Source organism: Halomonas sp. SS10-MC5 (genome assembly GCF_015992245.1).
GTDB lineage: Bacteria > Pseudomonadota > Gammaproteobacteria > Pseudomonadales > Halomonadaceae > Halomonas > Halomonas sulfidoxydans.
The window spans coordinates 1,001,783-1,014,657 of record NZ_CP065435.1 but is presented as its reverse complement, the minus strand read 5'-3'; the positions used below and the strand labels follow the sequence as shown (position 1 = coordinate 1,014,657).

Sequence of the window (12,875 nt, the reverse complement as noted above, 5' to 3'; positions counted from 1 at the left end):
CCGATGTATCAGCGGCGCTGGAGCCGCTCGAGCAAGCTCAGGGTGGCGAAACCATCCGGCGTGACACCGATGCTGCGCTGGAATTCGCGCAGCCCGCGCCGCGTGTTCGGCCCCATGACGCCATCCGGGGCGCCGACGTCGAAGCCGCGCGCGTTCAGGGCCTGCTGCAGCTCGCGCACTTGGCTGCGCGACAGCGGCTGCACGTCGCGCGGCCACTCGGCCCGAACCCCCTCGCGCCCGGCGATCCTGTCGGATAACGTGCCCACCGCCAGGGCATAGCTGGTGGCATTGTTGTAGCGCAGGATGGCGCGATAGTTGGGCCCCACCAGGAAGGCCGGCCCGTGCGCCCCCGCCGGCGCGATCACCGCCGCTTGCGCGAAGTCGGGCAGGCTGCCATCACCGCGGCGACTCACGCCCTGCTGCGCCCACTCGCGGCTCGAGCGCTGCGTGGTGAGCTCGGTCTGGGCATAGTCGAAGCCGTCCGGCAGGCGCACCTCCACCCCCCAGGGCTGGCCGGACTGCCAGCCGGCGCGTGCCAGGTAGTTGGCGGTGGAGGCCATCACGTCCGGGATACTGCCCCAGATGTCGCGACGCCCGTCGCCGTCGCCATCCACGGCATAGGACTCGAAGCTGGAGGGAATGAACTGGGTATGACCCATGGCACCGGCCCAGGAGCCGATCATGCGCTCCGGAGAAATGTCGCCGGCCTCGAGGATGCGCAGCGCGGCCAGCAGCTCACCGCGGGCGAAGTCGCGCCGGCGCCCGTCGAAGGCCAGGGTCGCCAGCGCCTCGAGCGTGGAAAAGTCGCCGAAGTTGCCGCCGTAGTTGCTCTCGATGCCCCAGATCGCCACCACGACCTCGGCCGGCACCTCGTAGCGCTGTTCCATCCGGCGGGCCGTTTCGCGATGCTCGGCGAGCCTGGCCCGCCCTTCGCTGACGCGGGCCTGGGAGACGGCGCTGTCCAGGTATTGCCAGATGGGGCGCACGAATTCCGGCTGCGAACGGTCGAGCTCGATCACGCGGGGCCGATAGCGCAGGCCGTCCAACGCCCGTGCCAGGGTCGCCTCACCGATCCCCTCGGCGCGGGCCTGACGGCGGAAATCGCGCAGCCAGGCCTGGAAGTCCGCCGGGGGGCGCTCGGCCTCGCTGGGGGCCAGCTCGGGTGGGGCAGTCTCGCTCGCGGCAGCCTCCGGCTGGCGTTCGTCGGCCGCCACGTCCTGTACCGGGCCGGACTGGCAGCCGGCCAGCAGCAGAAGCAGGGCGGTGGCGGGAAAGAGAGAACGGATCATGGCGGTGTATTCCTTTACTTCGATGGCCAACGATCATCGCGCAGAAGCGCCCGCCAGCCAACCCCGTGGCGCCCGGGAAGCGTCGTCCCGGTAACGGACCACGGCCCAGGTCACTTGGGGTCGTTCTCGCGCGGCTGGTGCACGGCGTTGGCCTCCGTTTCCAGGCCGCTCTTGAGCTCGTGGGTGAGCGGATCGTAGTTGGGCCGCAGCTCGTCCTTGACCGTACCATGCCACAGCCTGGAGCCAACGAAGTAGCCGGCACGGCCGATCACGTGGGCCGCCACCGGCGCCGTCATCATGATGAACAGGATCACCCCGAGCGCCCGCGCCACCACCGCCACCTCGCCGAAGTGCAGCGCCACCGCCAGCATGATCAGCGAGGCGCCGAGGGTAGCCGCCTTGGTGGTGGCATGCATGCGCGTGAGCAGGTCGGGCAGACGTACCAGGCCGAGTGCGGCCAGGAACATGAAGATGGCGCCGACCAGGATCAGGCCGCCCTTGAGCATCTCAATCATCGCGCGGCCCCCCGCGCTCAAGGAAGCGCGCGAAACCGATGGCCGCCATGAACGCCATCAGTGCCATGACGATGGCCACGTCCAGCAGGCTCGGCACGTCGGTGGCAATCGCCACCACCCCGATGATGCCGACGATCATCGACGAGAAGAGCTCCAGCGCCACCACCCGATCCGGCAGGCTGGGGCCAAGATAGAGGCGCACGAAGGCCAGGCACAGCGCCAGGGTCATGAGTACCAGACTCGCCAGGATCACGATCGACACGGTTCTCCTCCTCGGCTCAGTGGAACAGTTCCAGCGCGCGGCGCTCGAGCTCCGCCAGGTTGCGGCGCAGCTCGGCCTCGTCGTCGAGGAACATGGCGTGGATGTAGAGCACCCGGCGGTCATCGGAGACGTCCAGGCTCAGGGTACCCGGCGTCAGCGAGATCAGGTTGGCCACCAGGGCGATCTCGAACTCGCTGCGTGCCTTGAGCGGCATGGCGATCACGCCGGGCCGCATGTACCAGGGCGGCGTGACGACATCGAAGGCGACCTTGAGGTTGGCCAGCAGCAGCTCCTTGAAGAAGAACCCGACGAAGCGGATCAGCCGCGGCAGGCGCTGGGCATATCCCGCCAGCGCCGGCACCTGGGGCTGGATCAGCGCCAGCACCAGGTAGCCGAAGGTCAGACCCGCGAGCAGGTTGCGGCCGCTGAAGTCGCCGGTCAGCACCACCCAGGCGACACCCAGCAGCAGGTTCCAGGCGGCCCCGATCATGGCCCGCCCTCCCCGCGCGGCCCCAGCACCGCTTCGATGTAGCGCTCGGGGGCGAGCAATTCTCCCGCCGAGGCCTCGGCCAGGGCATACAGGGGGCCGGCGTTCAGGCCGATCAACAGCGTGCACAGCGCCAGGCCCACCGCCGGCAGCGACATCAGCCACAGCTCACGCTGGCCCACCGCCGCCTGGGCGTCGGCCTCGTCGCCGTCGGGCGCCGTCTTCCAGAACACCTCGGACCAGATCTTGATCATCGAGTAGAGCGTGAGCAGCCCCACCAGCAGGGCGATGGCGGTCACGCCGTAGGCTTCGGCCTCGATGCCGGCGCGGATCACGATGAACTTGGCGAAGAAGCCCGACAGCGGCGGCATCCCCGCCAGCGACAGCGCCGGGATCAGGAACAGCACGGCGAGCCAGGGGTGGCTGCGATAGAGCCCGCCCAGGCGCTTGAGGCGGTAGCTGCCCTGCAGGCGATGGACGATGCCGCTGACCAGGAACAGGTTGGTCTTCACCAGGATGTGGTGGGCGATGTAGAACACGCCGCCGACGATGGCCAGCGGCGTGAACAGCGCCAGGCCCAGGATCATGTAGCCGATCTGGCTGACGATGTGGAACGACAGGATGCGGCGGAACTCGAACTGGGCCGCCGCCCCCAGCACCCCCGAGAGCATGGTGAGCCCCGCGCCCCACAGCAGGATCTCGTGGGTATAGCCCGGGCTGTGGTGGAAGATCAGCGTGAACACCCGGAACAGCGCATAGACGCCGACCTTGGTCAGCAGCCCGGCGAACAGCGCCGACACCGCCACCGGCGGCGTGTGGTAGGAGGCCGGCAGCCAGAAGAACAGCGGGAAGGCGGCCGCCTTGATGCCGAAGGCGACCATGAACATCATCGCCAGCACATCGACCATGCCGGTATCCTCCAGGCTCGCCAGGCGCCGGGCGATATCGGCCATGTTGAGCGTGCCGACCATGCCGTAGAGTAGCCCCACGGCCACCAGGAAGATCACCGACGACAGCAGGTTGAGGGTGACGTACTTGATCGCCCCCTCCATCTGCGCCTTCTCGCTGCCCAGTATCAGCAGCGCGAAGGAGGCCACCAGCATCACCTCGAACCAGACGTAGAGGTTGAAGATGTCGCCGGTGAGAAAGGCGCCCGCCACCCCGGCCAGCAGCAGGTGCATCAGCGGGAAGTAGCCGTAGGCCTCGTGGCCGCGGCCGGTGGTGGCCAGCGAGTAGAGCGCCACCGCGAAGCCGATGATACCGGTCAGCACCACCATGATGGCGCCGAGCAGATCGGCCACCAGGCTGATGCCGAAGGGTGCCGGCCAGTTGCCCACTTGCAGCACCAGGATGCCGCCCCGACTGACCGACGCCAGCAACCACACGCTGGCCACCAGCAGCAGCCCGGTACCGGCCACGGCGATCATCCGCTGCATCAGGCGTGAGCGCCAGAACAGCAGCGACACCGCCCCGGCGAGCAGCGGGATCAGGATCGGGAGCGCGAGCTGAAGGTTCACGTGTCGGTATCCCTCATGCGGTCGAGGTCGTCGGCGCGCACGATCTCCCAGGCGCGGCGCACCAGCACCACGGCAAACGACAGCACGCCGAAGGCGATCACGATGGCGGTGAGCACCAGCGCCTGCGGCAGCGGGTCGGCCACGGCTGCCGGCGGCGCATCCAGGCCCTGCGGTACCAGCGGCGGCCCGCCGCGGGTCAGGCCCGCGGAGACGAAGATCAGCAGGTTGGCAGCATTGGAGAGCAGCATCAGCCCGATCACCAGCTTGACGATGGAACGGCGCAGCATCATGTAGATCGCCGCGGCGAACAGGATACCGATGGCAACGGCTAGCAGGGGTTCCATGGCGCCTCCTCGATGTCAGGCATCGTCTTCGCGGTCGTTGTCCACCAGGGCGGTGATGGCGGTCAGCACGGAGCCGAGCACCACCAGATAGACCCCGATGTCGAACAGCAGCGGCGTCGATGCCTTGAAGTCGATCAGCGGAATCGTCCACCACTGGGCGGTGAAGAATGGCTCGCCCTGCCACAGCGCCGGCAGGGTCGAGAGCACGCCGAGCGTCAAACCGACGCCGATCAGGTCGCGCGGCGAGACCTTGAGCATGGCGTGCATGGCTCGTCCGCCGTAGGCGAACAGATAGAGCGCGAAGGCACCGGACGCCACCAGCCCGGCGATGAAGCCGCCACCCGGCTCGTCGTGGCCGCGCAGCAGCAGGAACAGCGAGAACAGCAGCTGCAGCGGCAGCAGCAGGCGGGCCGCCACGCTGAGGATCAGGGTACCGGATCTAACCATCGTCATGCTCCCGCGGCGAGCTGCGCCCAACCTCGTGATCGCCGGCGTGGAAGCGCAGCATGGCCAGCACGCCGATGGCCGCCAGGGCCAGCACGAACATCTCGCCCAGGGTATCCAGGGCGCGGAAGTCGACCAGGATGACGTTGACGATGTTGTGGCCGTGGCCCTGCGGCTGGCTGTTGGCGATCAAGTAGTCGGAGATGCGCGGCAGCCGCTCGCCGGCCAGCACCGAGAGCATCAGCAGCGTGATCATCAGCCCGCTCAGCCCCGCCACGACGACGTCGCGGGCGCGCTCGGTGGGCGTCGACAGGGTGGCGAAGCGCGGCAGCCGGAACAGTACCAGCACCAGCAGGATCACCGTCAGGGTCTCGACCAGCAGTTGGGTGATGGCCAGGTCCGGGGCGCTGAACAGGACGAACACCAGGGCGATGGAGAAGCCCATGATGCCCACCGCGGCGACCGCCGCCAGGCGCGAGCGCATCACGCAGGCGGCTACCGCCCCGGCCACCATCAGGCCGGCGACCACGGCCTCGTGCAGGTAGGCCTCGACGGGCACGTCGAGGCTCGGCGCATGGCGGAAGAACAGCGCGTGGCCGACCAGCCCGAGCAGCGTCAGCAGCGTCACGACCAGGTAGTTGCGGATATGGCCGTTCTGCAGCATGCGGGTCTGCCACTCGGCGCCCGCCACCAGGCCCGCCATCAGCGCCTCGTAGCCGGCTTCGGGCCCACGCGCCATGAGCGGCCTGAGGCGGGCCAGACGGGCTCGCAGGCGATCCCAGCGGTGCCACACCGCCAGCCCCAGCGCCAGGCTGGCCAACGACAGCAGCAGTGGCAGGTTGATGCCGTGCCAGAGCGCCAGGTGCACCTCGTGATCGACGGCGCCGAGCCCGGCGACCGTCGAGGCGACCAGCGCGTCGAGCCGCCCCGGCACCAGGCCAAGCAGCAGCGACAGCGCGGCCAGCAGGGCCGGCCCCACCAGCATGCCCGGCGGCGCCTCGTGGGGTGAGCGCGGCGTGCGCCGCCAGGCGCCATGGAACGGTCGCAGGGCGACGATGGCCGCCACCGCCAAGGTCAGGAAGGCGGCCACGAACGTCAGCCCGACGATGATCACACGGAAGTGCGTGGCGGCCAGCGCCGACTCGAGCATCAGCTCCTTGCCGACGAAGCCCAGCAGCGGCGGCATGCCGGCCAGCGACAGCGCGGCCACGGCGGCGACCACGGCGGTGCGCGGCATCACCCGGCGCAGCCCGCCCATGTGGGTGACATCCTTGGTGCCGGTCTCGTGATCGAGGATGCCGGCCACCATGAACAGCGCCCCCTTGTACAGCGAATGCGCCAGCAGGAAGGTCACGAACGCCACCAGCGCCGCAGGCGTACCCAGCCCCAGCAGCATGGTCAGGGTGCCCAGCGCCATGACCGTCGAGTAGGCCAGCAGCTTCTTGAGGTTGGTGTGGTGGATCGCCAGGAAGGCACCCGTGGCCATGGTGAAGGCACCCACCAGCGACAGGCTGAGCGTCCAGGCGTCGGTACCGCCGAGGGCCGGATGCAGCCGGGCCAACAGATAGACCCCCGCCTTGACCATGGTGGCGGAGTGCAGGTAGGCCGAGACCGGCGTCGGCGCGGCCATCGCGCTGGGCAGCCAGAAGTGAAACGGGAACTGGGCCGACTTGGTGAAGGCGCCGATCAGCAGGCACGCCAGCAACGGCGGATAGAGGGCATGGTCGCGCAGCTCATCGCCCCGGGTCGTCAGCTCGGCCAGCGACCAGCTGCCCCCGGCCATGGCCAGCATGACGAAGCCGGCGAGCAGCGCCAACCCGCCGCCGACGGTGACGTAGAGCCCCTGCTGGGCCGCCTTGCGCGCCGACAGGTCGCCGTGGTTGAAGCCGATCAGCAGGAAGGAAGTGATGCTGGTGAGCTCCCAGAAAACGAACAGGGTCACCAGGTTGTCGGCCAGCACCAGGCCGAGCATCGACATCATGAAGGCGGTGAGCACGACCAGGAAGCGTGGCAGGTCGCGATGACCGCGCAGATAGTCGCCGGTGTAGACCAGCACCAGCGCACCGATTCCCGTGATCAGCAGGGCGAACAGCCAGGCCAGGCCGTCGATGAGGAAACTCAGCGAGATGTCGAGCCCGGGGACCCAGGCCCATTCGAGCAGCAACACCTCGCCCGCTGCGATGGCCGGCCACTGCCCGAGCAGCCAGGCCGCCAGGGAGGCCGGCAGCAGCGCCATCACCAGCGGCGTTCGATCGCCGAACCAGCGGTGCAGCAGCGGGGCCATCCCCGCCACCACGAAGCCACCCAGCACGGCCAGCTGCATACGGCGCCCTCCCAGTCAGTGGACGGAGCCACGCGCAGGCATCGCTCCCATCGGTTCGACGCAACCACTTTATAGAGACAAGGTATTGAATGGCAAGGAGCCGCGGACGCACCCGCTTTGCTTTGACGTAGCGGGAGGCGGCATTATAGGGACGTTCTGGCCCAAGGACGGGAAACAAACGCTTGATGCTTGCGTCCTCCCGTCCCGTAGGCAAACTATGCCCCTCTCCTCACGGACCCGCGCAGGACGAGCAAACGATGACACTGTTGTGGATACCCCTGCTACCGCTGCTGGGCATGCTGATGCCCATGCTCAGCGCGCACCGAGGCCGCCGCTTCTGTACGCTGGCCACCGCCGTGCCACCGGCCATCGCCCTCCTTCTGGCGCTGGGCCACTGGCCGGCGCTGGCGGCTGACGAACCGCTGCGCTTCGCGCTGGAGTGGCTGCCCGCGCTGGGCCTCGAGCTGGCCTTCCGGCTGGATGGGCTGTCGCTGCTGTTCAACCTGCTGATCCTCGGCATCGGCCTGCTGATCCTGCTCTATGCGCACTTCTACCTCGCGCCCGAGGAACCCTTCGGGCGCTTCTACGCCTATCTGATCCTGTTCATGGCCTCGATGGTCGGCATCGTCATGGCCGACAACCTGATCCTGCTGTGGCTCTACTGGGAGCTGACCAGCATCTCCTCGTTTCTGCTGATCGGCTACTGGTCCCACCAGAGCGAGGCGCGCAAGGGCGCGCGAATGGCGCTGACCGTGACCGGCGCCGGCGGCCTCGCCCTGCTCGCCGGGCTGCTGCTGCTCGGCGACATGGCCGGCGGCTTCTCCATGGACCTCGTGCTCGCCAGCGGCGACGTCATCGTCGCCGATCCGCGCTACCCACTGATGCTCGTGCTGGTGCTGCTGGGAGCGTTCACCAAGTCGGCCCAGTTCCCGTTCCAGTTCTGGCTGCCCCACGCCATGGCCGCGCCGACGCCGGTCTCGGCCTACCTGCACTCCGCCACCATGGTCAAGGCGGGCATCTTCCTGATGGCACGCCTGCACCCGGCCATCGCCGACAGCGGCCTGTGGTCGGTGACGGTATCACTGGTGGGTGCCGCCACCCTGCTCTACGGGGCCTGGTTTGCGTTGCTCAAGACCGATCTCAAGGGGATCCTGGCCTTCTCCACCGTGAGCCACCTGGGCCTGATCACCATGCTGCTGGGTATCGGCAGCCCCATGGCCGTGCTCGCGGCGCTGTTCCATATCATCAACCACGCCACCTTCAAGGCGGCGCTGTTCATGAGTGCCGGCATCGTCGACCACGAGACCGGCACCCGAGAACTCGGCCGCCTGGGCGGACTGCGCCGTGCCATGCCGGTGACCACCCTGCTGACCACCCTGGCCGCCGCCGCCATGGCCGGCGTCCCGCTGCTCAACGGCTTTCTCTCCAAGGAGATGTTCTTCACCGAGACCCTGGCCACCCCCGTTCTCGGCGGGCTGAGCTGGCTGATGCCGGCGCTGGCCACGCTGGGCGGCATTCTCTCGGTCGCCTACTCCCTGCGTCTGGTCCATGCGGTCTTCTTCAAGCCCGCCCAGCAACCGCTGCCCAAGGCCCCCCACGAGCCGCCGCGCCTGATGCGCGCGCCCGTGGAGCTGCTGGTCGTACTGTGCGTGGCGGTGGGGCTCGCCCCGGTGCTGGCCGAAGGCATCCTCGTCCCGGCCGTACAGGCGGCGCTGGGCGAGCCGCTCGAGTTTCATCTGGCGATCTGGCACGGCTTCAACCTGCCGCTGGTCATGAGCCTGGTCGCCCTGGCCGCGGGTGTCGCCACCTACTGGCGCCACGCCGACCTGCAGCGCTTCGTGCGCACCTTTCACCCCATCGACGCCCGCCTGGTGTTCGAAGCCGCGCTGCAGCGCCTGGGCAACGCCGCCGAAGCCGGCCTGGCCTGGTTCGACGGGGCTTCGCTGCAGCGTTATATGAGCTGGCTGCTCCTCGCCACCCTGATCGTCGGTGCGCTGGGGCTCGCCGAAATGACCGGCCTCACCGGGGAGAAGGGCAACCAGCCCCTCGATGGCATTCTGCTGCTGGGCGCCGGCCTGCTGCTGTTCGGCGGTATCGGCACGGCGGTCACGCACCGCTATCGTCTGATCTCGTTGCTGCTGCTGTCGGTGGTGGGCCTGGTGGTGTCGCTGACCTTCGCCCGCTTCTCGGCCCCCGACCTGGCCCTGACCCAGCTCTCGGTGGAAGTGGTCACCATGATCCTGCTGATGCTGGCGCTGTTCTTCCTGCCGCAGAAGACACCGCCGGAGTCCTCGCACCGCCGCAGCCTGCGCGATATCGTCCTGGCCGGCTCCCTCGGCCTGGTGGTGGCCAGCCTCAACTACGCCGTGCTGACCCGCGACAACGCCTCCATTGCCGGCTTCTTTGTCGACAACAGCGTGCCCGGCGGCGGCGGCCACAACGTAGTCAACGTCATCCTGGTCGACTTCCGCGGCTTCGATACCCTGGGCGAGATCACCGTGCTGGCCCTGGCGGGCCTGGCCATCTTCAAGCTGCTCAATCGCCTGCGCCTGTTCATGCCGCACAGCGACGGCGAGGGGCGCGTGTGGTCGCCGGATCGCTACCCGGCGATCCTCACCTCGATCTCCATGGCGCTGCTGCCGCTGGCCCTGCTGGTGTCGGCCTTCATCTTCCTGCGCGGCCACAACCTGCCCGGCGGCGGTTTCATCGCCGGCCTGATCACCGCCGTGGCGTTGATCCTGCTCTACATGGCGCGCGGCGTGGAATGGGCGCAGGAGCGGCTCGACTTCCCCTACCAGCCGGTGGCCGTCGCCGGGGTCGGCATCGCCACGCTGACCGGGCTGGGCAGCTGGCTGTTCGGCTACCCCTTCCTGACCTCGGCCTTCGGCTACTTCAGCCTGCCGCTGGTAGGCAAGTTCGAACTGGCCACGGCACTGCTCTTCGACCTCGGCGTCTATCTCGCCGTGGTCGGCGCCACCCTGATGATCCTCGCCAACCTGGGCAAGGTCACCACGCCCCACCGGCCGGCCAAGGAGCCCGCCGAGAGCTTCACCGACTCCAACCCGCGCCCCAGCAAGGAGACCTCCTGATGGAAAGCCTCTACGCCATCACCACCGGCGTGTTGACCGCCTGCGGGCTCTACCTGACCCTGCGCGGGCGCACCTTTCCGGTGGTCGTCGGCCTGACCCTGCTCTCCTACGCGGTGAACCTCTTCCTGTTCTCGATGGGCGGGCTGACCACCGACGGCGCCGCCATCGTCGATGGCGCGGGGGACTACGCCGACCCGCTGCCGCAGGCGCTGGTACTCACCGCCATCGTCATCGGCTTCGCCATGACCGCCTTCGTGGTGATCCTGGCGATGCGTGCTCGCAGCGAGGTCGGCAACGACCATGTCGACGGCCGCTCGCATGACGATGAGGAGCGCAGCCGATGATGCATCTCATCGTACTGCCCATCGTGCTGCCGCTGGTGGTCGGCATCCTGCTGCTCTATCGTCGCCAGGGCGGCACCCGGCTGAAGCGCCTGGCCGGCGTCGGCAGCACCGCCCTGCTGGTGCTGGTCGGCATCGCCCTGGTCGGCCAGGCCGCGAGCGGCGAAGTGACCTACTACGCGCTGGGCGATTGGCAGCCCCCCTTCGGCATCGTGCTGGTGCTCGATCGCCTGTCGGCGCTGATGGTGCTGCTCACCGCCGTCCTGGCGCTGGGCGCCGTGGTCTTCGCCTGCGATGGCGACGACGAGCGCGGCAGCAACTTTCACGGCCTGTTCCAGTGGCAGTTGATGGGCATCAACGGCGCCTTCCTGACCGGCGACCTGTTCAACCTGTTCGTCTTCTTCGAGGTGCTGCTGCTGGCCTCCTATGCCCTCCTGCTGCACGGCGGCGGCAAGGCGCGCATCCAGGCCGGCGTGCATTACGTGGTGCTCAACCTGGCCGGCTCCGCGCTGTTCCTGATCGCCGTGGGCGTGCTCTACGGCGCTACCGGCACCCTGAACATGGCCGACATGGCGGCGCGCCTTGCCGAGCTGCCCGCCGAGCGGGCCGGCCTGGTCACCGCCGGCGGGCTGATGCTGCTGGTGGTGTTCGGGCTCAAGGCCGCCATGCTGCCGCTCTACTTCTGGCTGCCGCGCACTTATGCCGCCGCCCCGGCACCGGTGGCGGCCCTGTTCGCCATCATGACCAAGGTGGGCGTCTATGCCATCCTGCGCGTCTATTCACTGATCTTCGGCGAGGCCGCGGGGCCCTTGGCCAACCTGGAACAGGCCTGGGTCTGGTGGCTATCGCTGGCGACCCTGGTTGCGGCCGGCGTCGGCGTGCTGGCAGCGCGCGACCTGCGCCTGCTGGTGGCCTACCTGGTGCTGGTCTCGGTGGGTACCCTGCTCGCCGGCATCGGCATGGGCTCGCCGCGGGCGGTCTCCGCACTGCTCTACTACCTGATCCATACCACCCTGATCACCGGCGGGCTGTTCCTGCTGGCCGAGCTGATCGGCCAGCAGCGTGGCAAGGCCGGCACCCGCCTGGTACGCGGCCGCCCGCTGCAGCAGGGTGGCTGGCTCGCCGGGCTGTTCTTCCTCGGTGCCGTCTCTGTGGCCGGCCTGCCGCCGCTCTCCGGCGCCATCGGCAAGGCGCTGCTGCTGGCCGCCGCCGAGGGCGGGCAGCGCCCCTGGCTGTGGCCGACGCTGCTGCTCACCGGGCTGTGCTCGCTGGTCGCGCTCTCCCGCGCCGGCTCCACGCTGTTCTGGCGCAGCCAGGGCGAGCCGTCCGGGGAAGCGCTGACCTGGCGCAAGTGGTTCGGCGTGACCTGGCTGCTGGCCGCCTCGCCGCTGCTGGTGATACTGGCCGGCCCGGTCAGCGACTACACCGAAGCCACCGCCGCCCAGCTCGCCGACCCCCAGCGCGTGATCGATGCGCTGCTGCCCACCGCCGGAGACGCCCCATGATCAAGCCTCGCCCCTGGCTGCCAACGCCGCTGCTGTCGCTGCTGCTGCTCGTGGTCTGGCTGCTGCTGGTACGCAGCCTGGCCTTCGGCCACCTGCTGCTGGGCAGCTTCCTGGCGGTGACGATCCCGCTGGCGACCCACCGCTTCTGGGACGCCCAGCCGCACATCGCCAAGCCCTGGCTGCTGCTGCGCTTCGTGCTGCGCGTGCTGGGCGACATCCTGATCGCCAACATCGAGGTCGCCTGGCTGATCATCAACCCCCGCCGCCGCCTGCATCCGCATTTCGTGGAGTACCCGCTGATGCTGAAGGACCGCTTCACCATCACCCTGCTGGCCAACACCATCAGCCTGACGCCTGGCACGGTCTCGGCCAACCTGCGCATGGACGGCAGGACCCTGCTGATCCATGCCCTGAATGCCAAGGACGAGGCCGCCCTGATCGCCCATATCCGAGAGCGTTACGAGCAGCCGCTGAAGGAGATCTACGAATGCTAGATATCGCGTTGACGATCAGCCTGACACTGGTGGTGCTGGCCCTGCTGCTGAACGTCTACCGGCTCGCCGTGGGGCCGGACATGCCCGACCGCATCCTGGCGCTGGACACCATGTACATCAATTCCATCGCCCTGATCGTACTGATGGGGCTGTGGCTCAATACCAAGACCTACTTCGAGTCGGCACTGCTGATCGCCATGCTCGGCTTCATCAGCACCGTGGCGGTGTGCAAGTACCTGCTGCGCGGCGACATCATCGAATAGGA

The 12,875-nt window shown here is 68.6% G+C and carries 13 protein-coding genes; 5 read left to right on the top strand and 8 right to left on the bottom strand.

Features of this window, described 5'->3' with window-relative positions; translation table 11 throughout:
• Positions 1–8: 8 nt before the first annotated feature.
• The 8 genes from I4484_RS04800 to I4484_RS04765 all read right to left on the bottom strand — a co-directional run bounded on the left by I4484_RS04800 (position 9) and on the right by I4484_RS04765 (position 7,181).
• Positions 9–1,289 carry a lytic murein transglycosylase gene (locus tag I4484_RS04800; protein ID WP_197449863.1) on the bottom strand — a complete coding sequence of 427 codons (1,281 nt, stop codon included), beginning with the start codon at positions 1,287–1,289 and terminating at the stop codon, positions 9–11.
• Positions 1,290–1,399: 110 nt separating this feature from the next.
• Positions 1,400–1,804, bottom strand: coding sequence for a monovalent cation/H(+) antiporter subunit G (gene mnhG, locus I4484_RS04795; RefSeq protein WP_197449862.1), 405 nt, complete (start codon positions 1,802–1,804; stop codon positions 1,400–1,402).
• Positions 1,797–2,066 (bottom strand): monovalent cation/H+ antiporter complex subunit F, encoded by a 270-nt coding sequence (locus I4484_RS04790; protein WP_197449861.1) that lies wholly within the window; start codon positions 2,064–2,066, stop codon positions 1,797–1,799. Before I4484_RS04790 ends, mnhG begins: the two co-directional genes overlap by 8 nt.
• A 16-nt stretch (positions 2,067–2,082) precedes the next feature.
• Positions 2,083–2,556 (bottom strand): Na+/H+ antiporter subunit E, encoded by a 474-nt coding sequence (locus I4484_RS04785; RefSeq protein ID WP_197449860.1) that lies wholly within the window; start codon positions 2,554–2,556, stop codon positions 2,083–2,085.
• The gene (locus I4484_RS04780) at positions 2,553–4,070 is read right to left on the bottom strand and encodes a Na+/H+ antiporter subunit D (protein ID WP_197449859.1); all 1,518 of its coding nucleotides are present in this window, start codon (positions 4,068–4,070) and stop codon (positions 2,553–2,555) included. The genes I4484_RS04785 and I4484_RS04780 overlap by 4 nt, the downstream gene beginning before the upstream one ends.
• Positions 4,067–4,414, bottom strand: a complete 348-nt coding sequence (locus I4484_RS04775; RefSeq protein ID WP_197449858.1) for a Na+/H+ antiporter subunit C — start codon at positions 4,412–4,414, stop codon at positions 4,067–4,069. Before I4484_RS04775 ends, I4484_RS04780 begins: the two co-directional genes overlap by 4 nt.
• A gap of 15 nt (positions 4,415–4,429) precedes the next feature.
• Positions 4,430–4,861 (bottom strand): Na+/H+ antiporter subunit B, encoded by a 432-nt coding sequence (locus I4484_RS04770; protein WP_197449857.1) that lies wholly within the window; start codon positions 4,859–4,861, stop codon positions 4,430–4,432.
• Positions 4,854–7,181 (bottom strand): putative monovalent cation/H+ antiporter subunit A, encoded by a 2,328-nt coding sequence (locus tag I4484_RS04765; RefSeq protein ID WP_197449856.1) that lies wholly within the window; start codon positions 7,179–7,181, stop codon positions 4,854–4,856. Before I4484_RS04765 ends, I4484_RS04770 begins: the two co-directional genes overlap by 8 nt.
• Positions 7,182–7,438: 257 nt before the next feature.
• Here I4484_RS04765 and I4484_RS04760 point away from each other — a divergent pair, with 257 nt between their 5' ends.
• Genes I4484_RS04760 through I4484_RS04740 form a run of 5 tightly spaced genes read left to right on the top strand, consistent with a single transcriptional unit; the run spans position 7,439 to position 12,873 of the window.
• Positions 7,439–10,270 (top strand): monovalent cation/H+ antiporter subunit A, encoded by a 2,832-nt coding sequence (locus tag I4484_RS04760; protein ID WP_197449855.1) that lies wholly within the window; start codon positions 7,439–7,441, stop codon positions 10,268–10,270.
• Entirely contained in the window at positions 10,270–10,614 is a 345-nt protein-coding gene (locus I4484_RS04755) for a Na+/H+ antiporter subunit C (protein WP_197449854.1), read from the top strand. Before I4484_RS04760 ends, I4484_RS04755 begins: the two co-directional genes overlap by 1 nt.
• Positions 10,611–12,116 (top strand): monovalent cation/H+ antiporter subunit D, encoded by a 1,506-nt coding sequence (locus tag I4484_RS04750; RefSeq protein ID WP_197449853.1) that lies wholly within the window; start codon positions 10,611–10,613, stop codon positions 12,114–12,116. Before I4484_RS04755 ends, I4484_RS04750 begins: the two co-directional genes overlap by 4 nt.
• The gene (locus tag I4484_RS04745; RefSeq protein ID WP_197449852.1) at positions 12,113–12,610 is read left to right on the top strand and encodes a Na+/H+ antiporter subunit E; all 498 of its coding nucleotides are present in this window, start codon (positions 12,113–12,115) and stop codon (positions 12,608–12,610) included. Before I4484_RS04750 ends, I4484_RS04745 begins: the two co-directional genes overlap by 4 nt.
• Positions 12,604–12,873, top strand: a complete 270-nt coding sequence (locus I4484_RS04740) for a K+/H+ antiporter subunit F (RefSeq protein ID WP_111413250.1) — start codon at positions 12,604–12,606, stop codon at positions 12,871–12,873. The genes I4484_RS04745 and I4484_RS04740 overlap by 7 nt, the downstream gene beginning before the upstream one ends.
• Positions 12,874–12,875 lie beyond the last annotated feature (2 nt).